The following is a 21387-nucleotide window of genomic DNA, read 5'->3' as shown; positions in this document are numbered from 1 at the left end:
ACCATTTCAGTTATGGCTTATTATTCTGTGATCCAAGCTTTTTTTAGCAGCTGAACGCCGAGGATGATTTCCTCCATTTTTAACTTACTAAAGCCTAATTGAATAATAGGCACAGAACTCGGAGGTTGTAGAAAATATGGGCTTGTAGGGTAGACCTTAACTCCGTATTGTTGTGCATTTTGAATGAGTTGCTCTTCTGAAAATCTTGTATGCACCTTGACCAATATATAAAGTCCAGATTGATCTCCAAGTATCGTAACTTTTTCTCCGAACTGTTTATTAAGCTCCTCTACAAGAGCATTTATTTTATGTTTATAAGTAATACGCATTCTTTTAATATGTCTTGTCCACTCCCTTTGTTCCATGAATTTCGCCATTGTTAATTGATGTAGGGACGAAGCGTTATGTTCAAAATGAGCAAAGCGTTCTTTATATGGACGAACAAGTGCTTTCGGTAGCACCATATAGCTTAAACGAATAGCTGGTAAAAATGATTTTGAAAATGTCCCCATATAAATAACACGTGACTTGTCGATTGAAGCGAGAGCAGGGAATGGCTGTTGAGCATAACGGAATTCACCATCATAATCATCCTCAAGTATATAGCCATCAACATTTTTGGCCCACTGAATTAAAGCTTGCCGCTGCTGAATACTCATGGAATCACCATATGGGAAATGATGTGAAGGTGTGACATAGAGTAGGCGCGAATGTAAATGCGCTAAATGGTCAAGCTGCGCACCATTTTCCAACACAGGTAATGACTCTAGAAGAAAGCCATGCAATTTAAATGCTTCTCGAGCACCGTTGTAGCCAGGGTCTTCTAAAATAACACTTGGGAAATCTTGCTTTAATAGAAAGCCTAGATAAATTAACATTTGTTGCGTGCTGCTACCGATAATAATGTCCTCTTCATTTACATGAACGCCACGAGCTTGAAGCAAATAATACACAAGCTGTTCCTTTAAAAGTGGCTCACCGAAAGGATCACCATATTCATAGCACTTTTTCGAAGGTAACACTTGATTTGCCATTTGACGCCATACTTTTAGAGGAAAATACTGTTGATCGACAGCGCCTGCGCGAAAGTCGATGATGATATCTCCACCGATAGCTGTTACTTTTTGAGTAAGGCTTGGTCGTTCCTCCTCCTGTAGAAAAACTTGTTCAATTTCATTAACGAAATAACCCTTTCGTCCTTCACCACGTATGTATCCTTCCGCTACGAGCTGTTCATAGGCAGTTAAAGTTGTATTTCGACTGACATGTAAAGTTTCAGCTAACCTTCGAATAGAGGGAAGAGAATCATTCGTTTTCAATTTCCCTTGTTCGATTAACCATTTGATTTGCTGATAAATTTGTTTATATTTTGCCTCTTCTTCTGTGAATAAGAAAATGAATTCCTTCATAAAGTCCCTCCTTGACATGTTGAAATATCTAGAACTGTTTCTTTTTAAATGTCAGTTTGTTTTTTATCATAATACAAGAATTACATATTAAAAGAAATGGGGAGAAAAGTTTATGGAGATTTGTACAGTAACTTTAGCAACAGTTGGAGACGTAGTGCCATTATTTAATGCATATCGAGAATTTTATGGTCAACAATCAGACTTAAAGCGGGCTGAGTATTTTCTAATGGAACGTTTAAATAAACAGGAGTCGGTTATTTTTCTAGCTTATTTGGATGAGCAGCCAGTTGGTTTTGTCCAGCTTTTCCCGATTTTTTCATCTGTTGCAATGAAAAAGGCTTTTATTTTAAACGATTTATTTGTAGCAGAGAATGCCAGGAAACAAGGTGTAGCACAGAGCTTAATTGAACAGTGTTATTCATACTGTTTACAAAATGATGCACGCTATATAGGTTTAGAAACAGCGATAGATAACGTTCGTGCTCAAAAACTATATGAGAAGCTCGGGATGAAAAAAGATGATGGAGTATTTCATTACATTAAATATTGGTGAAATGAGGTTTGAAAAAATGACCGTAACAATCAAGAAATTAACGTCTCGGCAGGAGTGGATTGAAGCGTATGCCATTTTGGTGCAGCTTCGTACGGAACTAACAGTAGAAAAGTATCTTCGATTATTAAAGGAAATGACCCAAGATGGCTATATGTTGTTTGCTTTATATGAGAACAAGAAAATTGTGGCAGTTGCCGGATTAAGTTGGAGAATCAACTTTTACAGTGAACGCCATATTTTTGTCTATGATTTAGTGACGGATGAGGCCTATCGTTCAAGAGGCTATGGTGAGAAATTATTGCATTATCTTCACCAATGGGGCAAAGAAAACGGGGCGCACTATATTGCTTTAGAGTCTGGCATTCAAAGAATTAGTGCACATCGGTTTTATGAAGATCGATTAGGGTATGAAAAATGGTGTTATTCTTTTCGAAAAGAATTATAAAGGAATATGATTTTTAAAACCTCACACACTAGTGGAAACATGAAGGAGGTTTGATATGAAAGCACCATTCAAGAAATTATTCCTCACAAGCATACTAATGATGAGCTTTACACCAATTGGTTATGCAAATAATGTAATTCAACAACATGCAAATGGTGAGGAAGGACAGCTTGTATACCATGTAAAATACGATTATGATGCTATTTGTAAAGTTCTTGGGATTACACAAGAAGTGTATGATCAATACTGGAAAGAAGGACTTTCGATTGTCGATATGGCAAAAAAGAAAGGGATAGACCGTCGTGAGATTGAAAGTTATTTTATCACTTTTCATTACCAAGAAATGCAAAAATGGCGAAAGAAGGGAGCAATGAACGAACATCATTATTTCAATTTTGTTTATGAATTAAAAGATGAAATTACAGACTTTATAGAGCGAAATCCGAATAAAGAATAAAAGCGACTAGTACTTTTCTAGTCGTATTTTTTATGTATATTACTGATTAACATTTAATATTTATTTACAAAAGTTAATTATTTAATGATTATCATTAAAAATATCTTGATTTTACCTCTCCTGTTTAATATGCTTAACATGAAGAAGGGCAGCAATTTAGTGTACCTGCTAGTTTTCTACATTAAGCGGCGGAAAAGCGATTGTTAGCGGCGAAGTTTGAACATTTAGCGGCGGAAAAGCAGGTTTTAGCGGCGAACTTCGAACATTAACCGGCGATAAGATCCTAACGGCGATTTTCGGAAAACAACTTTCACCATCGCACGCCATTCTTCATGTAAAACATTTTGAACAGGGGGAGAAATTATGGTTTTGGAAAGTGCGATCAATGCAATTATTCAAGTCATTTTAGTATCAGTTATTCCGTTTATTTGGTGGTTTTTCTCAGCAAGAAAGGAACAATCATTTTTAAGATGGCTCGGCCTTCAAAAGCCTGACATTGAAAATAAAGGGAATTATTTTGTATGGTTTTTATTCATTATGGTTTTATTATTCGTACCACTTTATACAATTACCTATTTCTACCTAGACAGTTCTATCTTAGCGTCCAATCGTTTTACAGGACTTGGTTTTTCAGCGCTCATACCAGCACTTTTCTATGCTATGGTACAAACAGGATTGTCAGAAGAGCTGTTGTTCCGAGGCTTCTTACTAAAAAGATTCAAGCATAAGTTTGGTTTTCAAATGGGAAATATCATGCAAAGTTTACTTTTTGGAATTTTACATGGATGGATGTTTTATTCTTTAGTTCCTTTTGGAGTTGTAGTATTAGTTGTTATGGCAACTGCGTTTGCAGGTTATTTAATGGGCTGGATCAATGAACGAAAATCCAATGGTTCCATCGTAACAAGCTGGGGCATACATGGTATTGGTAATCTGATTGCCTCATTCGTGGCAATGTTTAATGTGCTCTGAAGCCCTAGCTCATTTGCATTTCATCATGTTCGATTGCATAATAAAGCAGAGAGGTGATAGAAATGCAATTCTTCGAGCAAGTTATAAAGGTATGCTTGATAGTTGGTTTAATATTGCTGGGAGGGCGTATTATCACTGCAATATGCGATTATTATAATATAGCATTTACGACTTTTTTCGTTGATTATCATGTCGCCTCACTAGCTATACTGTTAATTGGTATTATAGGAACAGAGATACTTAATAGACGAAAAAGGAAGGGACGAGCATAAATGACGGAATGGCCTAAGGGAGTGGCTAAACCTGCTATACGTGCATTAAATGCGGCAGGGTATACACAATTAGAGCAATTGGAAAAGGTTGATTTATCAACGTTAAAAAATTTACATGGGATGGGACCGAAAGCGCTAGCAGTTATTGAAGCAGCACTGAATGAAAGTAGGAACCACAGTGAATAAACTAACATTATTTTTACTGGCAATGGTCGTCTATTATATCCTTGTTGTTTTCGTGATTAGCAAGTTATTTATTATTCCTCTCATGAAGTTTATGGCGCTTGTATTTTTCCTTGGAGCAGGCTTTATTTTTTCTCGAAAAATGCGAAGGAAAATACAGTAGGTGGAAATATGAAAATTATAAAATTAACCATATTTTATTTATTCATTTTTATTTTAACAATATTACTATCACTAGCAGGAGCTCGTCTACCCATTACAATCGGCATCATTGCCCTTATTGCGATCGCGATGATTTATAGACATATATATATTTTATTTAGGACAAATAATATGAAGAGTGTAGATAAACTAGTAAAAGATCGTAAAAATGATCCGTTTTTTGCTTATCTTTACGCTGTTGCTTATGGTACAAGGGAAGACCAACTTCACTCATTAGAAACAGCCATCGTAAAATATAAGCAGCCAGCTATGAAGTATAACTGTAAATTTATAAAAGCAATTATGGAAGAGAATTTAGAGGAAGCAAAGGATGCGGCTAATAAAATAAATAAAGAGCCTTTAACTAGCTATGCAAAATGTTATATCGCTGCATTTGAAGGACGAACAACTGACATGCGAAGCGATCAGCTTACACAGCCGTGGATGCAGCCAGCAATTGAAGCGGTTTATGCATACAAAATGAAGAATGAAACAGCCCTTCATCATTATGCTCAGGAAAGCATTGAATTGGCTCGTGGTGTACAAAAATATGTGTTAATACATACATTTGAAAAAATGAAAACGGAACTGTAAAAATTTTAGGCTACTTGATACTATATGGTGTCAGGTAGCCTATTTTTTACTTAGTAAATTTATACTTAAACATACAAATCTTGTATACTCATTCGTCTAATAAAATAAGAGAGGTGAAAAGATGGAGTTTGATGAGCTTTATGAACAATATTTTCAATGCATTTATCAATTTATTTACTATATGGTCTCGGATCCAGGTTTAGCGGAGGATTTAACGCAGGAAACCTTTATTCGTGTTTATAAAGGACAGTTTAGAAATGAGGCTGCTATGGGAACTTATATAAGGAGAATTGCACGAAACCTGGTCTATGACACCTATAGAAAAAAAGCACTTATTAAATGGCTACCATTTCAAAAAGAACATGAAAAACGGGAGACACAATATGTACCACATGATTGGATCATGCAATCTGAGGAGCGTCGGCTATTATATGAGGCAATCCAATTATTAAAGCCTGAATATCGAGAGGTTCTTATTTATAGAAAAATTGAAGAGTTGAATTTAGCCGAAACTAGTGAAATCTTAGGGTGGTCTACAGTAAAAATAGCGAATACACAGAGAAATGCTATGAAGGCTTTGGAGAAAATACTTGGAGGTGATGAATTTGGATTTAAACAATCGACTAAAGGAACTCAATAAATTACCAGAGGATCCGGCTGTAAAGACCCGTATTTATGAACACATTCATCATAAGAAAAGAAGTGGCTTAACGTTATGGAAGGAAAGTTTTCTACTATTAATGATCGTGTTGATTGCTCTATTTTTTATTTTGATTCCACAAAATTCTTCACCGCCTCAAACTGCTAGTCAATCCATCCAAGCGATTTATAAGCATTTTGGAGGAAAAGAAGGGGAATTCTTTGCAAGAAGTTCGATTTTGTATATATCTGTGAAAAAGGTTGAAGATACATCAGTTTCTAGCTTTTTTGAAGATTTACCACAATATGTCGAAAAGACTGATGGAAAGTTAGGTAACTATATTACAGATGTAGTCGTTGTAAGAGATCGTCAGGAAGAGCGTTATCAGATTTCAGATACAGGCATGCTAAATGTTGATTCTGGCCAGTTTTTTGTAGGGAAATCTGAAATGTACGATGAAGTATTTCAGACATTATACTCTGTAGAAACAATACCCTGGTTATTTATCCTTCCACTTATCATTGCAGCTGTAAATATATTCTCTATGTACTATTATAAACGTCATAATCTCCAAGGATTAAAACCATCTAAGCGTTTATGGTGGCTGTTAGTACTTGTACTTGCGATGCTTTCTGGCGTTTTTGCTTGGGCAACCTGGATCGGTCCATTGTATAAACCACTAATGATTCTGTTTGCGCTTTTATATGGTGTCATCATTTGGCATTATATAAAACGAGAGGTAAAGACATATTCCATATATAAAGTAGAAACAATAAAAATAAGTATTATTAGTGCAACATTTGTTTTAATTATTATACTTTATTAATAGAATTAACAATAAAACCACCTATACATTTTGCATAAGAGACAATTGCAAAGGTATAGGTGGTTTTAATTACCCATAGGTATGCTCTATTCCTTCTTGTTCAATAAAATTCCACGTACGATCCCCATTATAAATATAGTACTTAGTGCAAATAGAAATAAATAAGCATGCCACTGTTGTAAAATACGATGATGGCCTAAACCAACTGTTAAGTCATTGAAAAGTGAATACGTAAAGTACAATAGTATACTATTTTTGATGAGACAAAATGTAATGATCCCATTTTGTCGCTCGGGATGAGATAAGGTAGGCTTATTTTTACGTAGGATAGGATAAGCGGCTTTAATCTCTAAGTAGTGCAAAAGTAAAAATAGCATTAGAGCAACAAAGGGTAAATAAAAAATGGCGATTTTTGGGCCAAATTGCGCATGTTCACTCGTAAAACTTTGCAGAACCGGTATAGAAGCGGGGAGCTTATTGTATTGGATAAGCGTTGCCGTAATGCCAGCAAAAAAAATGGTCGCGACAATAAGCGTTAGCGGCTTACAAAAACGTGGTGTAGGTGTTTTTTGTTGTTCAAGCATTCGTTCACCTCATATGTCATCTTAAAAAATAGCAGTCTGTTATACTGTATCATATGAATTATATCATGTGTGTCACAGAAAGAAGGATTAGATGGAATACTTGTTGTTTTTACTAATAGGAATAGCTGGCAACGTAATCGGAACGTTAGTTGGAGGCGGCGGGTTAATTACATTACCGACCATGATGTTAATGGGAGTGCCAGTCCATTCAGCGATAGGCGCGAATAAGGTTTCTAATATGGTCAGTGCCTTTTCAAGCTTCTATACGATTTTTAAAAGAAAAGAATTGTTATGGTCTGAAATGCGTTCAGTATTAATTGTTTCCCTAGTAGGTGGTACACTTGGAGGCCTGTTTGCATCGTTTATGAGCAGTCAAACATTGACGCTCATCGCCATAGTTTTATTAGGCTTTGCCCTTGTTATGTCCTTTATAGGTGGGGCTGAATTTGGAGAAAAAGAAAACTTTACAATGAATCGAAAAAACGGTCCAATACTTCTCGGAGTTGGTTTTTATGATGGGATGTTCGGTCCAGGGAGCAGTACGCTGGCACTTTATACATATGCACATGAGAAAATTTCTTATATGAAAGCTGTAGGTCTGTCGCGTGTAGGTGTTTTTGCAATGTGCTCAGGAGCTGCTATTACGTATATTGCCACAGGTAAAATTGATTGGCCATTGACAATCGTTTTAATGGCTGGTTCGGTAATTGGTGCGCAAATAGGAATTATCCTTGCAAGGAAGGTTAAGGCAAATCAAGTGAAGCTATTGCTACGTATTGTGACAATTGTGCTGATATTACAACTCGGCTATGATTTTATCTTCATTCAGTAGAGGACACCCACCTATGAAGATGATGAGATAAATGGAGATGAAATTCCTTTTCAGTGGATATCCAAACATCTACTGAAATAGAGGAACTCAGTCTAAGAACGCCACGTCCTGTGGCAACGACTGAGTGACCAACATCATGTTGGCCCAAAGCCTCCGGCGGATGTCACAGATTTTGAAAGGAATGAATATAAGGATGTTAGCCTAAAACCTTCGCATCCTGCGAAAACGGCTAACTGACCTGCGTCGTGCAGGCCTGAGCACAATTCAAAATCCGGACGCAATTATGCCAAGGCGAAATTGATAAAATACAGATTTAAGGAGGCGATATCCATGTTTGAAATCACACCGTATCCATCTTTTTCGTGGTCACTGTCACGTTATAAAACATTAACAAGCTGTGCGCGAAAATATGGCTATGAATATTATTTTTCTCATAACGGCTGGCTTAGTTACAATGTGGAGCCATATCATCAACATGTCTATCGCTTAAAAAAGCTTCAATCCATGCCAATTTTATTTGGGCAAATTGTCCATCATTTAATAGAGCAATCAATCAACGATTATTTACAAACGGGCAAGGCGCCGACTTTGGCTGAGCTAGTAAATCGTGCGCGTGGCCAACTTAATTCGGCTTTTATTGATTCTACACGCCATGTAGATTTATGGAGACATAAGCCTAATAAATTTTATATGATGCAGGAAATTTATTACGAAGGGAAGTTAAATCCTGAACTTGTACAGGATTATAAGGAGCGAATGACGGCTGTGTTTGACAACTTTCTTAACAGTGCAACATTCCAGCAGATTACCTCACAAAAAGGCTCACTACGAATCGGTGAACCCGAACAATTTCGTTCTATGAAAATTGAGGGGATACAAGTTTTCGTCGTAATGGATTTTCATTATTATGATGAGATGGCAGACAAGTGGATTATTATCGACTGGAAAACAGGCGGGGAGTCCGATGATGATCGCCAACAATTAGCGCTCTATGCTTATTATGTTCAGCAGAAATATCGTGTAACCCTTGACCAAATTGATGTTTATAATGAATATTTACTGACTGGTAAACGAAAAAAATACACCTTTACAGCATTTGATATGGACAATATTTTACATACGTTTCAGCGAAGTGTGCTGGAAATGAAAAAATATCAGGCTGATATTTTCTCCAATGAACCAGTGGACTTCGAGGAATTTGAGCAAACCCTTGAAAAATGGCACTGTAAAGGGTGTAATTTTAAAGAATTATGTATGCAGAATTGAGTTAGAAGATGGAGCAGAAGATCAAAAAGTGAAAATTATTTAGAATGTCATACCTAACTAGGTGTGGCTTTTTATCTACATTCAGCAGAAGACTCCTACCTCTGAAGGTAGTGAGATGAATGCAGATGTGGTTCCTTTTCAGTGGGTGTCTAAACACCTACTGAATGAAGATAATGCCTCCGGCGGATGTCATGGATTTTGAAAGGAGTGAATATAAGGATGTTAGCCTAAAACCTTCGCATCCTGCGAAAACGGCTAACTGACCTGCGTCGTGCAGGCCTGGGCACAATTCAAAATCCTGACGCAATTACGCCAAGGCGAAATTGATTTTGTCTCATATTTCTTGTCATTACAACCCATTATATATGTAGATGGGAGGTGTTGACTTATGGAGTATGAATATACAGTGAAGTTTTACTTTGACGAAGGTCGTGAAGAAGAACATAAAATCAAGACTAATATTGAACAAGAAACATTTACAGAAGAAATTTCTAATGAGTTCAATGAGAAGTCTTGGTATTCATTTACTGAAACAGAACATTATAAGACGATTTTAATTAGTACTTGGGATGTTTACAAGGTAGAAGTAGAAAAAAACATTTTAGAATCTGATTAATTTGATGTATTAAGTCACATCTTCTAACAAGGTGTGGCTTTTTATTTGTTACTATTATTTAGTGCTTTAGTTAATAAAACATAAAGGCCTTTGTAAGTGATAGTTCTTTATGATCCAGTATTAAATAACTGTCTTTCAAGGAAAATGGAAAATTTTATACAAATGTATCTGATTTCGGGTATTATTAAATTAACAGTGTAGATTTGTTAAATTAATGATTTCTTTTTTATTGTGGAACATAAAATGCTGAATTGGAGGGGTTTTATTGAATGATAAAAAAATTGGAATAGTGTTCTCATTAATATTTGGTAGCTTAGCCATTTTACTTGTATCGATTCTATTGATTTTTGCGTTTTTTGGCCAAGAAATAATAGAATTCTTTAGAGATGGATTTTCAGAGAAATACTAGTATGTATTTACTTTAGTTGAAGGAAGTATATATTTACATACGAATGTTCTTATTTGTAGAAGTTTAAAATGAATGAGGAATCATGGTTATCCAAACTGTGCAGGATAGTTCAACTAAGAAAATAATCAATAATAGTTTTAGAGTTTATTATACAGAAAGGGTTGTTTTATTATGGAGTTAAACCCTTGATTTACCGAATATTTACTGATAGTATTAAATGGAGGAGGTATATTACTTGGCTAATAAACAAAATCAGATTCCATTTTTGAAAAGACCTTGGGTATCTTCTATTGGTGTATTTGTATTGTCACAGATAATCTTTATTACATGTGAAACAACAGGGTGGATACCTAATTATCGGGATATTAGTGGAACATTATTTGGAAGAATTACTGACTCTTCAATTTTCAGAGAGTGGTTTACTTTTTATGAAACACAACATTTCAATTTACTTACCCTCTTTTTTGGCATCGTATTTCTCGTGCCTGGAATAATAGGTGCGATAAAAAATGTAGTTTTACCAAAGTCAATAAACACGGGCCATTAAATACGCGTTAATCAGAGGAGGTTCTTCAGTTGAAGAAGATTCCAAAAGCAGGATTTATATTCGGAGGTTTATCCGTGTTAACTCCTATACTCAGTTACATATTGTTTTTAAAAACAAGAGGGCCTAATGCTGATATTTATTTTATGATTACTGTTTTTGGCATTCTTTCGGTTGTCGGTATCTTACTAGCCGTGCTCTCCTATGGGTTGTCTAAACGACTTGTACTTCCAATAATCGGGCTCCTGGGAAATGGAGTTGTTTTGGTCTTTACTTACTTTCTATTATTGGCAATGGGAATTAGTGAACCTTAACACTTAGTTTGTTCAACAATCAGGCGCGATTGTTGAACAAATTTTTTTTTTGAAATTTCTTTGGCCAAAAGTGCTTCTGTAATGAAGATTGGAGAACATTCACATAAAGTATTATATGTAGGAAAATCAGGGTTTTAGCATAGAAAATATTAAAAGGTGCTGCTCCATAGTCAAAAAAACTACAACACAGCACCAAGTCATTTATTAGTGGAAATATTTATCGACACGTTGAAGTACTTCGTCAGCAGAAAGACCATCAGCGTCAATAACAGGTCCTGCCATGGTAGGATCGCTTATTCCCATGATATCTCTATCTTGCCCAGTGATTACACAAGCATCACATTTTTTTGCATCTTCTTCAGTACGAAGTTGAATAACTTCATAACCTTTTGCCTTTAAAGCATCTTCAACGTTCGTTAATGATTGTTCCACACCAATTATTCTAGACATTATTCTTCCACCTCCTATATGTAATGTGTCATATAGGATTGCTATTTATTCACTTAATTCGCATTTTGTTATACACCAATGGATTTTAACAATAACCAAAAGTGATCGACAGTAATAACTGATAAGATAAATCGCTTAAATCAAAATCAAATTAGAGGACCAAGAAAGCTTAATTGCCATCTTGGTCATTTTTTAATTCATGATTAAAATTTCACATAACCCTCATCGCTGTCTATGTCAAGAAAATAAAATTCCTGAACCCCATGTTCTTCCTGAAAATATTTCTTTATCATTTCTATATCTTCTCCAAAAAAAGGGTAAGGACTAGAAAAAAAAGAGATTTTATATTTTGATTCTTCATATATTTTTCCATCAAATATTTCATCGTTAAACTGAATATCAATATAGTGACCACTGTAGGCTATGAGATATGTTCCATCTTCATTCAGCCCACATTTGTCTTCAAATGGAGTAAATTTAATTTTGTAAGTTCTTTCATTTGTAATTAGTGTTTCCATGTTCCGTCAACTCCTCTGTTCCTGTTCTCCAACGAATTTGAGGTTTTATACTTGTTGGAGATTAATGATAGCTTTTACATGAATTTGTAACAATGGATCTAGTTATTAATAGATTAACAGTAATAACTTATAAGATAAATCCCTTAAATCAAAGTAAAAGAATGTAATTTAAAAATATGGTGTGAGAATATAAGACCAAGAGAGTTTAATTGCCATCTTGGTCATTTTCTAATTTATGATTAAAAATTTACATAACTAACTTCATCACTGTCTGGGTCATAATATTGAAAATCTCTGATTCCGTGTTTTTCCCGTAAGTATTCTTTTACTATTTCTATATCTTTACCGAAAGTAGGGAATGGAGAGCTTCCGAATCTAATTATATAGGGGCCATCTTCAGATATAGAAGCATATAGTATTTCTTTTTCATCGTAGTGAAAATCGACATTCCATCCTCTATAACAAATCAAATAAGTACCATTGTCTCTTAGTCCACATTTGTCTTCATAAGGAACGATATTAACATTACATATTTTATTATTTATTAAAAATGAATCCATGTTGCCTTACTCCTTTTAAAATTTATATTTCTTGCTATAGAAGTAAAATGATTAGATTGAATTAATTCAGAAAAAAATTATTATGAATCAACAGTCATTTTTATTATCTTCTTTAAGTCAAAAAAGAGGAATCCCAACAATCATCCTAAATGATTGTTGAGACACCCCGATTCTTTTATTTATTGTGGAAGATATTCTTTGCCGTTAATTATTACTTTAGAAACAGAAATTAGAATTTCTTTATTTGCTTTATAATATGGCTCTAAAATATTGTGGAATGCATCCCATTTCTCTTCAATTTTTGCTTGCTCTTCTTTTTTATCTAGCTTTAAGATTTCTTCATAAAGCTGTTTTAATTGTTTGCTATCCGCTTCACTAACTTTGAAATCAAAATCAGCCATGAATTCTTCAAATGTTTGAGGTTTTATGAACTGATCAAGAATTTCATAGAATTCACCCCATAGTTTTTCAGATAACTCTGCCTTGTCATCTTTGTCTGCTTTTTGGGCATCCTTATAAATATTTTTTAGTTTTGCTAAAGTTTCAGCAGGGATATCCAACTTCATGTCTTCCATGTATTCTTCAAATGTTTGAGGTGGATAAAGTTCTTCAAGATATGGTTGAAGTATTTTATAAAACTCATCCATTTTTTCGTTAGACTTTTCCTCTTGATCAGCTTTTTCAAGTTTTACCCATTCTTCATAAATAGCTTTAAGATCTTTTTTATCCTTTTCTGCAATAACTATATTTTTTTCACTAAATCCAAATTCTTTTAAATACTCTTCAAATGTTTGAGGCTCCCAAATAGCTAAAAAATATGGCTTAGTAATTTTACTCATGTCTGTATAAACTGCATTCATTTTTTCATAAATCTTTTCTAACATTTCTTCATTATCCGTCACTTTTGAAGCTTCTTTTTCCAGCTTCTTCAGTTCATTAAACATTTTTTCTAATTTTGTTAGGTCTTCAACAGTTACCTCTTTAGGCAAGTTTCTTTTATAAACTTCGAATGTGTTGAAGTCTGAATAATCCTCTGCAACACTACCTTCAACTGTGATTTCCTGTCCTTCTACTAAGTTCATTTTTTCTAGTTGTTCTTCAGAGAATTTATAGAAGCTGATATAGTAGTTTTTACCGTCCCTACTTTTGAGATCCATCCCGTCTCCGTAGATGTTTTTAATTGTTCCTGTAATTTGTTGTTCGATTTGAACAGTAGCCCCATTTGTGGGCTCTACTGAAGTAGCTCCTGCTTGAAGGGGCGTCAGAACAGCCATTCCAATTGTTAGTGCAGAAGCAATCATCCAAGTTTTTTTAATCGGTTTTTTCATTATCATTTCTCCTTTTGTTTGACTCTGGAAATCGATGTTTCCAAAATTTAGACGAATTACCAAACAAAAAAGTTCGTTGTTTTTAAAAAATATTTAAAACATTACATGTAAAGTGCATAAATAGTTGTATAACATCAAAGTTTGAGCAGTCTAAATAAATAAAGTAACAGTATAAGGACATATTGTTGGCAAGCTATAAATAAATGTGTTGATAAAATTACACTGCCGGAAATTTTCACTAACAAAAAAATTATTCGATTGAAGTCGAAACGGAGACAAATGGCGAAGAGAGTGAACGAATAAAAATTGAAGGTGTTTTTTCTGCAACAAAAGAGAAGGGGAATTATTTACGGTAATTTTGGAAGGTAGCTAAAACAAAAAGAGGAATCCCAACAATCATCTTAAATGATTGTTGAGTATCCCGGATTCATTTACTTATTGTAGAAGATATTCTTGGCCGTTAACTATTACTTTGGAAGGAGAAATTAGAACTTCTTTATTTGCTTTGAAATAAGTGTCTAAAATATTGTGAAATGCTTCCCAATTTTCTCTAATTTTTTCTTGTTCTTCTTTTTTATCAAGCTTTAAAGCTTCTTCATAAAGCTGTTTTAATTGTTTTTTATCCGTATCGCTTATTTCGAAATCGTAGTTAGCAATGTATTCTTCAAAAGGTTCAGGCTTAACGAACTGATCAATGATGTTAGAGAATTCACTCCACAACTTTTCGGATAACTCGTAATTTTCAACTTTTTCTGCTTTTTGAGCATCTTCATAAATAGGTTTTAGTATTGCTAAAGTTTCAGTAGGGATATCTAGGTCCAGACGTTCCATGAAATCTTCAAATGGTTGAGGTGGATAAAGTTCATCAAAATATGGTTGAAGGATTTTACTAAATTCATCATATTTATTGTTAGACTTTTCTTCTTGGCCGTCTTTTTCAAGCTTTACCCATTCTTCATAAATAACTTTAAGCTGTTTTTTATCACTTTCTGCTATAACTATATTTTTTTCACTAAAACCGTAATTTTCTATATACTCTTCAAATGGTTGAGGTTGCCAATTAGCTAAATAATATGGGTTAGTAATTTTATTCATGTCTGAATAAATTTTTCTAATTTCTTCATATTTCTTTTCGGCCTCTTCAAACGCTTTATTTTCCTCCGCCTTTGAAGCTTCCTTTTCTAACTTCTTCACTTCATTAAACATTTTTTCCAATTTTGTTAGCTCTTCATTAGTTACCCCTTTAGGCAATTCTTTTTTATAAACTTCGAATGTGTAGAAGTCTGAATAATCCTCTACTACGTTGCCTTCAACTGTGATTTCCTGTCCTTCTACTAAGTTCATTTTTAGTCGTTGTTCTTCAGAAAATTTATAGAAGCTGATATAGTAGTTTTTACCGTCCCTACCTTTTAGATACATCCCATCGTCGCTGATGCTTTTAATCGCTCCTGTAATTTGTTGTTCGATTTGAACAGTAACACCATTTGTTGGTTCTACTGAAGTAGCTCCTGCTTGAAGTGGCGTCAGAACAGCCATTCCTATTGTTAGTGCTGAAGCAATCATCCAAGTTTTTTTAATCGGTTTTTTCATTATCATTTCTCCTTTTTTTCTATCTGGAAATCATTTCTTCCAATATTTAGACGAATTACCAGTTGTAAAGGTTCGGCATTTTCAAAAAAAGATAAAAAGTTTTAAACATTTCATGTAAAGTGCTTAAATAGTTATATAACAATAAAGTTTGAGGAGGCAAATTTAGGTAAAGGCTTCAGAAGAATTAGCGACAAGAAACTAAATTCTGAATGACGAAAATCAATTATCTGGTGGTGTGAATATGGGAATCGCTGAAGTATTAACAATTGTCTTTGTAGTATTAAAGCTAACGGATGTTATCGCATGGTCTTGGTGGTTAGTGCTTTTGCCAGCAATCATATCCTTTAGCATTTACGCATTAATTTTGCTGATGAAGTTAGTAATGCTAATGATAGCGGTAGTGACAGTGAAAAAACGTAAAGAATAGTAAAATGAAGATTTAAATTAGGGGATGCATACTAATGATTCGAGCGGTGATTTTTGATTTAGATGGAACATTGTTAGATCGTGATAGTTCAGTTCGATCATTTATTGAACAGCAATACGAGCGATTAAAGCCGAATCTATCACATATTTTAAAAGAAAACTATGTTCAACGCTTTATTGAGCTGGATAATCGTGGCTATGTATGGAAAGATAAAGTCTATCAGCAATTAAGCGAAGAATTTTCTATTGAGTTATCTCCAAAAGTAATGTTAGAGGATTACCTACGGGAATTTAAGCATTATTGTGTTCCATTTGTAAATTTGCATAGCATGTTGCACAATTTGAAAAAGCTAGGCTTAAAACTTGGCTTGATTACAAATGGTTATGGGCAATTTCAATTAGATAATATACGGGCATTAAAGGTTGAAGATAATTTTGACGTGATTCTTATTTCTGAATGGGAAGGCATCAAAAAGCCGAATGCTGAAATATTTCATCGAGCACTATCCAAACTAGGGGTGTCAGCAAACGAAAGTATGTACATAGGGGATCATCCTTTCAATGATGTGGAAGCTGCTAAAAAAGTAGGGAATAAGCCGAGTTTCCTCCACTTACCCCCAATCAACTACACTCTGCCCGTGTAACTTTATATTTCCCATTCATGGTTTACTATGTATTTTATCGCTTCTATCGTAGGCTTGTAAATCCAGAATCGTTTTCCTTTAGGTCCGCTGCGACGTTGATATCGTCTCACTCTTGGATCACTAAGAAAACAATCATCTAAGTATGATTTACTCAAACAAGTTAAGCGTGCCAACTCATCGATATCACAAAGAATAAGGTCTTGTCATACATACTCTTCAATCTGCTTTTTAACTTCATCCTTAATAGTGGCCATAGCCTCATCATCCAATGTAATCTTCAGTCAATTTTGTTTACGAAACCTCTTTTTCTATATGGTATACCCTTCATGAATTTTACATCATACCTTACTAAATTCACCATCCTAAAAATGCACTGTTCCTATTTACGTTCAATGTTTTCAAAAATTCATCTTAGTTTAGAATGTTACTTTCATTCAAAAAAAGTATTTTATTTCATTTTATGTTACATTGTATGTATCATTTTACACAACATTCAACATAATATATAATGTAATTAGCATCATTAGTGTGCAATGGCAGAAAATATTTCAAAAACATTTAGACCCTTTTAAAAAAACTAAATCCTTATAAATTTGTAAAAACTAAACAACTTATAAAAACTATAAAACATTAAGACACTAATAAACTTTAAGCACGCCATTGTTGATGTTTGGAAGGAGAAGCACTATGGGAGAAGGAGTAAAACGTCATACTTTCGGTATTGAACAGTTAGTTGCAGCTTCTGAAGCGGCTCGTAATTTTTCTGCTTTGCGAAAAAAAGCAAAACTTTCACCTCGTTTGATTTTGGAAAACAACAAGCCCGACTCTGTAATTATTTCGATTGAACAGTATCAGCAAATTCAAGAAGTAATTCGTATGCTTGAAGATGAGATTTTTGAATTGAAGGCTATTTCACGAATTCAAAAAGCAGAAACAGAAGGAGTAAAGACATACAAATTTGACGAGTTTGCTACTGAAGAAGACCGTACTATAGTCAAATCTGCAAAGGACTGGGATATATCTGACGAAGAATTATTTGAATAGGAGTCGGATTGCCAGTGGAGTCTTTAGAAGTTTTATTTAGCAATTTAGAGTTTTATGATGAAGCCACGCATGAGTGGAAAAACTTAGATGGTCATCAGAAAAAATTTGTTTCAAAAGCACTTGAAAAAATAGAAGTACGTGGGAGTGAAATTGGCGAACCACTAGGAAAAAAACGAAACATTGATTTAACGGGTTACCGCAAAGTAAAGTTAAGACAAATCGGTATTCGCATTGTTTATCGAGTAACCAATGATGTAGTTGAAATTACAGAAATAGTTTCTATTGGCGATAGAGACGACGAAGAAGTGTATCGAGACGCCTATGAACGTATCCAAAAACGTAAAACAGCAGGTACTACAATACAGTAAAAACAGTTGCTACTACGTTCTGTGCGTGGTAGCTTTTTTTATGCATTCTCTATTTTAAAAAAGTGAGGACCAAATTTGTCCCTCGAATTGAGTAATGACTTCCAGTTTACCGAATACTTGAAGCGGTCATTTTCTGTATGCACACCAAGAGAGTATGGCGGAACGTTAAAATGGTGGCTATTTGGAAAAGAAATGATGGATGGCAAAGTGTTGAAGCGGATTACATTATTGATAATTTAATTGAAATTCAAGACATTTTAAAAGTTTTGTAGGCAACCTAAGGAGATTATCCTGGTGGCAAAGTACATTGAGTGCTAGAAAAATTGATTTATGACCTTACATACAACGGCATTATCAAAGAAGCAGAGAGCATTTGATAAACAGTATGAGGAAATGACTATTGAAGAATTGAAAGCAGTGATTCTTTAATATGCAAAAAGGGTTTGAAACCAATAAAATATCCAACAGGAGCAGACTGCACCATCGTGCTTCGGCGGACGCAGACATAGCCTTGCAGAGCCCGTGCCAAATGCAATTTGGATTTAGAAGTATAATATGAAATCAGGCGTGTTGATTAGGAAAAAAATAGGTTTATTATTGAGATATAAAAGGTTTTTTTGTTGCCATTTTGCTAATATATTTCCATTTTTAACTGATTGTAGCGTAGGGCTACTCGACTCCCGCGGGAAAGCGAGACAGACGAGACCCTGCACGGAGCGGATGTTTTCTGTGCGAAAGCGTGAGTGCTAACGTAGCGGCAGCAATGTTTTATCTGTGCGAAAGTGCAACGACAGCAACAACACTAGCGAAGGAAGCGGCTCGACGCTCGCCCGCAGGAAGCCTTGCTCTGCGCGAAAGCGAAGCGTCAGCGACAAAGCGAGTAGCCCGTAGCGGAAATCAGAGCCTTCAAATTAATAAGAGTGGATTAAAATGGTTAATCAACACACCTGGTATAATATGAAATATATGACTATTAAATTATTTGATATAGGCGGTCGATTTAGTGAAAAAGCTTGTAATTACATATGAAATTTTTATGATTGTTTTAATCCTTATCTCAGTAGCACTTGCTCTTATGTTTGATAAACGATTTGTGATTTTTCAACAAACTATTTGGCTCATATTCGTAGTGGATTACTGTGTTCGTTTTGTACGAGCAGAAAACAAGTGGCACTATGTAAAGAAACATCCCTTAGAGTTAGTAGCTATAATTCCTTTCGATTCCCTTTTAAGAGCAGCTAGGCTCGTCCGTATATTTAAACTGCTTCAATTACTTGGCATCAGTTCTCGTTATTTAAAACCTTATTATGCGGTGTTAAAAACGAATGGACTAGACAAAGCTTTCAAGTTTGCTGTCGCAATGTTATTTGTCATACCAATACCGATTGCTATAGTTGAACCGGCGATTGAAACTTACGCTGAAGCGTTGTGGTGGGGTTTAATTACAATAACTACAGTTGGATATGGAGATATTGCGCCTGTTACCGCATTAGGTCGATTAATGGCTGCTCTATTACTAATGGTAGGGATTGGGATTATCGCTATATTCACATCTGCAGTTACTAATTATTTTAGTAATAAACCTAAAGATTCTCGAGATAAGCAAGTTATGAAAATAATTCAGTCGATTGATGAGATTGAAGACATAACAAAAGAGGATATAGAGTTTATCCAGTTATTCTTGAAAAGGAAATTATAAATATACGCTAAAGGGTTATCCATCGGAAGCGCCCACATTCTATTTAACAGAGGTTTGTTTTCAGAAATCCCTTAATTCACCTTTGAACGTTTTTTGGGTTACCTGGATGAATGCTTATTTTAATAATATTTTGTGCATAGACTTTAGTTCGAAATTAAAAAAGAAACAAGAATCAGTATGCAGTATTTTATTCAAGCTGCAGCTGATGATCTAGCCAAAAAACACTCTCGAATCAACCATGTATAAAATTCTGTATATATAATAATTAGTGATTTAATCGAAAAGGCAGTAACGACAAGGGTTTGTCCTTTGTCGTTACTGCCTAATTCAGTTGTAATGTAAACTCGTTCTGTATGGGAATGTATAAAGTTTTTTGTTGGTGTTTACATAATGGAGTCTATATGATAATTTGGTTGAAACTGGTAATTCGAGGGGTGGAGAAATGAAGTGGAAACATGTTTTAGGTTTAGTTATTTTAACGGCGTTGTTGAGTATAGGTGGTACGTTTTTTGTTATGGAAAAGAACTATGAAAAAGAAGTGTCTGAACGTGCTGAGAACGAATTAGAGAATGGTTCAAAAGAAGATGAAAAAATAAAATTCGTATCGACGGTGGATACGAGCGGCATGGGATGGGAAAATCCTACTTTTTCCAAGAGGATTGATGAATGGAAAAGTGGAGATGAACCCTTCGTTGGCAATCTAGTAGAAGAAGTGATTCAAGAGATGGCGCACCAAAAGATTATCGCTGAAATGAAAGAAGGTTCTATTATGATTACGCCAGAAAGAATCAACATTTTAATACAGATGATAGAAGAAAACAAAGATAACTATGAGCGCCATGAAACGTATCTAGATATATTAAAACGTTGGAAAAAAGGTGATTTTTCAATTGTTGATGATGACCATAATGTTTTGATGCGTATGCAAGGGGGGAAACTGCCTGAAGGTGCAGCGACAGGTATTGCTTCAGAGGATCAAGAAAGAGACTATATATTCCAAGTCTTCGCAAAAGAGGTAGACGAAGTCTTTTGATCGACAGAAAAACGAAAATAAATTATGTTTTTTGCTATTTGAAGTTTTTGTTAAATCCTTAATGAATAAGCAGAATAAATAGTTATTTCATAGAAAAGGCAGTAATGACAAGAGTTTATTCTTTGCTATTACTGCCTTCTAGTCAATATGTATTAGCATGAATAAAATTTTTTTAAAAGAGGTTGTTAAATCGAATCAAAATTTCCCTTTATATAGTGTTAGCTAACAAAACAAATAACACAAACAAATAGGGGAAATACAATGGGACTTTATTCAACAACTCGAACGGTTGATGTTACAACAGCACAACTTGCGGAAATGGTTCGGGCACCAAAAAAGGTGGTCGAACTGCTTATTGTTGGATATTTATGTTAAAATGAAGATGAAGATTGATAAAAAATGTACTTAAATGAACAGTACGGGTTAGTTGAAAGAGCAAATGCTTATTTCAGCGTGTCAAAAATCGAACTATACTACTGTCAATTCTTTAAGGGCAACTTAGTAAGGAATAAAAAAAGAGGATAGCGAAAATGCTACCCATCTTGTTTTAATTAGCTTTCGGCAATACCGTAAGCAAGTAATAAAATATACCCGATGACACAGATTGCAA

28 protein-coding genes are annotated in these 21387 nt (G+C 34.6%); 21 read left to right on the top strand and 7 right to left on the bottom strand.

All coding sequences use genetic code 11. The features are described 5' to 3' along the window. Positions 1-20 precede the first annotated feature (20 nt). Complete coding sequence (locus ACQKMV_RS11660) at positions 21-1409, bottom strand: PLP-dependent aminotransferase family protein (protein ID WP_427504061.1); 1389 nt, start codon at positions 1407-1409, stop codon at positions 21-23. A gap of 112 nt (positions 1410-1521) precedes the next feature. On the opposite strand from ACQKMV_RS11660, the gene ACQKMV_RS11655 reads away from it, so the two are divergent. From ACQKMV_RS11655 to ACQKMV_RS11620, 8 genes are all read left to right on the top strand, one after another. Next, a complete protein-coding gene (locus ACQKMV_RS11655; protein WP_427504059.1) occupies positions 1522-1962 on the top strand; it encodes a GNAT family N-acetyltransferase in 441 nt (146 codons plus the stop codon). Then, a complete protein-coding gene (locus tag ACQKMV_RS11650; RefSeq protein ID WP_427504058.1) occupies positions 1928-2407 on the top strand; it encodes a GNAT family N-acetyltransferase in 480 nt (159 codons plus the stop codon). The genes ACQKMV_RS11655 and ACQKMV_RS11650 overlap by 35 nt, the downstream gene beginning before the upstream one ends. A 55-nt stretch (positions 2408-2462) precedes the next feature. Beyond that, positions 2463-2864: a hypothetical protein gene (locus tag ACQKMV_RS11645; RefSeq protein ID WP_427504057.1), complete on the top strand. Its 402-nt coding sequence runs from the start codon at positions 2463-2465 to the stop codon at positions 2862-2864. Between the two features lie 363 nt (positions 2865-3227). Then, positions 3228-3836: a CPBP family intramembrane glutamic endopeptidase gene (locus ACQKMV_RS11640; RefSeq protein ID WP_427504056.1), complete on the top strand. Its 609-nt coding sequence runs from the start codon at positions 3228-3230 to the stop codon at positions 3834-3836. Between the two features lie 272 nt (positions 3837-4108). Further along, complete coding sequence (locus tag ACQKMV_RS11635) at positions 4109-4294, top strand: hypothetical protein (RefSeq protein WP_427504055.1); 186 nt, start codon at positions 4109-4111, stop codon at positions 4292-4294. A gap of 168 nt (positions 4295-4462) precedes the next feature. Then, complete coding sequence (locus ACQKMV_RS11630) at positions 4463-5086, top strand: hypothetical protein (RefSeq protein WP_427504054.1); 624 nt, start codon at positions 4463-4465, stop codon at positions 5084-5086. Between the two features lie 121 nt (positions 5087-5207). Then, positions 5208-5726: an RNA polymerase sigma factor gene (locus ACQKMV_RS11625; protein ID WP_427504052.1), complete on the top strand. Its 519-nt coding sequence runs from the start codon at positions 5208-5210 to the stop codon at positions 5724-5726. Further along, positions 5692-6552 (top strand): hypothetical protein, encoded by an 861-nt coding sequence (locus tag ACQKMV_RS11620; RefSeq protein ID WP_427504051.1) that lies wholly within the window; start codon positions 5692-5694, stop codon positions 6550-6552. Before ACQKMV_RS11625 ends, ACQKMV_RS11620 begins: the two co-directional genes overlap by 35 nt. 86 nt (positions 6553-6638) lie before the next feature. Here the strand turns inward: ACQKMV_RS11620 and ACQKMV_RS11615 are convergent, their stop codons facing one another. Then, positions 6639-7136 carry a DUF1648 domain-containing protein gene (locus ACQKMV_RS11615; protein WP_427504050.1) on the bottom strand — a complete coding sequence of 166 codons (498 nt, stop codon included), beginning with the start codon at positions 7134-7136 and terminating at the stop codon, positions 6639-6641. A gap of 91 nt (positions 7137-7227) precedes the next feature. Here ACQKMV_RS11615 and ACQKMV_RS11610 point away from each other — a divergent pair, with 91 nt between their 5' ends. The 6 genes from ACQKMV_RS11610 to ACQKMV_RS11585 all read left to right on the top strand — a co-directional run bounded on the left by ACQKMV_RS11610 (position 7228) and on the right by ACQKMV_RS11585 (position 11117). Continuing rightward, the gene (locus ACQKMV_RS11610) at positions 7228-7968 is read left to right on the top strand and encodes a sulfite exporter TauE/SafE family protein (RefSeq protein WP_427504049.1); all 741 of its coding nucleotides are present in this window, start codon (positions 7228-7230) and stop codon (positions 7966-7968) included. A gap of 330 nt (positions 7969-8298) precedes the next feature. After that, on the top strand, positions 8299-9234 hold the full coding sequence (locus tag ACQKMV_RS11605) for a PD-(D/E)XK nuclease family protein (protein WP_427504047.1): 936 nt from the start codon (positions 8299-8301) through the stop codon (positions 9232-9234). A 388-nt stretch (positions 9235-9622) separates the two neighbouring features. Continuing rightward, on the top strand, positions 9623-9850 hold the full coding sequence (locus ACQKMV_RS11600) for a hypothetical protein (RefSeq protein ID WP_427424027.1): 228 nt from the start codon (positions 9623-9625) through the stop codon (positions 9848-9850). A 265-nt stretch (positions 9851-10115) separates the two neighbouring features. Next, on the top strand, positions 10116-10259 hold the full coding sequence (locus ACQKMV_RS11595; RefSeq protein ID WP_427504045.1) for a hypothetical protein: 144 nt from the start codon (positions 10116-10118) through the stop codon (positions 10257-10259). Positions 10260-10494: 235 nt separating this feature from the next. After that, positions 10495-10806 carry a YfzA family protein gene (locus ACQKMV_RS11590; RefSeq protein WP_427504044.1) on the top strand — a complete coding sequence of 104 codons (312 nt, stop codon included), beginning with the start codon at positions 10495-10497 and terminating at the stop codon, positions 10804-10806. Between the two features lie 29 nt (positions 10807-10835). Further along, positions 10836-11117, top strand: a complete 282-nt coding sequence (locus ACQKMV_RS11585) for a hypothetical protein (RefSeq protein ID WP_427504043.1) — start codon at positions 10836-10838, stop codon at positions 11115-11117. 204 nt (positions 11118-11321) lie between these two features. Here the strand turns inward: ACQKMV_RS11585 and ACQKMV_RS11580 are convergent, their stop codons facing one another. The 5 genes from ACQKMV_RS11580 to ACQKMV_RS11560 all read right to left on the bottom strand — a co-directional run bounded on the left by ACQKMV_RS11580 (position 11322) and on the right by ACQKMV_RS11560 (position 15563). After that, positions 11322-11567 (bottom strand): YkuS family protein, encoded by a 246-nt coding sequence (locus ACQKMV_RS11580; protein ID WP_427504042.1) that lies wholly within the window; start codon positions 11565-11567, stop codon positions 11322-11324. Positions 11568-11770: 203 nt separating this feature from the next. Next, the gene (locus ACQKMV_RS11575; protein ID WP_427504041.1) at positions 11771-12085 is read right to left on the bottom strand and encodes a hypothetical protein; all 315 of its coding nucleotides are present in this window, start codon (positions 12083-12085) and stop codon (positions 11771-11773) included. 239 nt (positions 12086-12324) lie between these two features. Then, a complete protein-coding gene (locus ACQKMV_RS11570; protein ID WP_427504040.1) occupies positions 12325-12645 on the bottom strand; it encodes a hypothetical protein in 321 nt (106 codons plus the stop codon). A gap of 179 nt (positions 12646-12824) precedes the next feature. After that, complete coding sequence (locus tag ACQKMV_RS11565) at positions 12825-13973, bottom strand: hypothetical protein (protein ID WP_427504039.1); 1149 nt, start codon at positions 13971-13973, stop codon at positions 12825-12827. A 435-nt stretch (positions 13974-14408) separates the two neighbouring features. After that, positions 14409-15563, bottom strand: coding sequence for a hypothetical protein (locus ACQKMV_RS11560; RefSeq protein WP_427504037.1), 1155 nt, complete (start codon positions 15561-15563; stop codon positions 14409-14411). A gap of 241 nt (positions 15564-15804) precedes the next feature. Here ACQKMV_RS11560 and ACQKMV_RS11555 point away from each other — a divergent pair, with 241 nt between their 5' ends. The 7 genes from ACQKMV_RS11555 to ACQKMV_RS11525 all read left to right on the top strand — a co-directional run bounded on the left by ACQKMV_RS11555 (position 15805) and on the right by ACQKMV_RS11525 (position 20777). Continuing rightward, a complete protein-coding gene (locus ACQKMV_RS11555; RefSeq protein ID WP_427504035.1) occupies positions 15805-15990 on the top strand; it encodes a transmembrane Fragile-X-F protein in 186 nt (61 codons plus the stop codon). Positions 15991-16024: 34 nt separating this feature from the next. After that, positions 16025-16633, top strand: a complete 609-nt coding sequence (locus ACQKMV_RS11550; RefSeq protein ID WP_427504033.1) for an HAD family hydrolase — start codon at positions 16025-16027, stop codon at positions 16631-16633. Between the two features lie 687 nt (positions 16634-17320). After that, positions 17321-17677, top strand: a complete 357-nt coding sequence (locus tag ACQKMV_RS11545) for a type II toxin-antitoxin system Phd/YefM family antitoxin (RefSeq protein WP_427504031.1) — start codon at positions 17321-17323, stop codon at positions 17675-17677. Between the two features lie 14 nt (positions 17678-17691). Further along, complete coding sequence (locus ACQKMV_RS11540) at positions 17692-18045, top strand: type II toxin-antitoxin system RelE family toxin (protein WP_427504030.1); 354 nt, start codon at positions 17692-17694, stop codon at positions 18043-18045. 739 nt (positions 18046-18784) lie between these two features. Further along, a complete protein-coding gene (locus ACQKMV_RS11535) occupies positions 18785-19006 on the top strand; it encodes a hypothetical protein (protein ID WP_427504029.1) in 222 nt (73 codons plus the stop codon). 42 nt (positions 19007-19048) lie between these two features. Beyond that, complete coding sequence (locus ACQKMV_RS11530; protein WP_427504028.1) at positions 19049-19744, top strand: potassium channel family protein; 696 nt, start codon at positions 19049-19051, stop codon at positions 19742-19744. Positions 19745-20186: 442 nt separating this feature from the next. Beyond that, the gene (locus tag ACQKMV_RS11525) at positions 20187-20777 is read left to right on the top strand and encodes a DUF6241 domain-containing protein (RefSeq protein WP_427504027.1); all 591 of its coding nucleotides are present in this window, start codon (positions 20187-20189) and stop codon (positions 20775-20777) included. Positions 20778-21387: the final 610 nt, after the last annotated feature.

It is taken from the genome of Lysinibacillus sp. NPDC094403, from assembly GCF_050278745.1.
Classification (GTDB): domain Bacteria; phylum Bacillota; class Bacilli; order Bacillales_A; family Planococcaceae; genus Lysinibacillus.
The sequence above is the reverse complement of the archived record's forward strand: the minus strand, read 5'-3'. Positions and strand labels throughout refer to the sequence as shown.